Raw genomic sequence first — 264 nt, forward strand, 5'->3', positions numbered from 1 at the left:
GGAAAGCATGTGCGGCTGGTGTAAGGACAAATGGGGCTTCAACTGGCAGATTACCCCGCGTCGGCTGATCGAGCTCAATTTCAGCGACGATCCCGCAAGCGCGAAGCGGGCGTTCGAGGCGATGATGACGATGAAGAAGATCGACATCACCACGATCGAAGCCGCGGCGCGCGGTTGAGGAGGATGCCATGACCGTCGAGATCACCGGTTTCAACTGGGTGCCCGATTTCGCGCGCGGCTATGTCCGCGATCTCAGGCCGCGCT

The 264-nt window shown here is 60.6% G+C and carries 1 protein-coding gene; it reads left to right on the forward strand.

Translation table 11 applies throughout. The annotated features are described in order from the left end of the window. Positions 1 to 178, forward strand: a 178-nt coding sequence (locus NLU14_RS22135) for a VOC family protein (RefSeq protein WP_275710663.1), incomplete at its 5' end; no start/stop codon positions are given. Between the last annotated feature and the right edge of the window lie 86 nt (positions 179 to 264).

It is taken from the genome of Marinobacter iranensis (genome assembly GCF_029207565.1).
GTDB lineage: Bacteria > Pseudomonadota > Gammaproteobacteria > Pseudomonadales > Oleiphilaceae > Marinobacter > Marinobacter iranensis.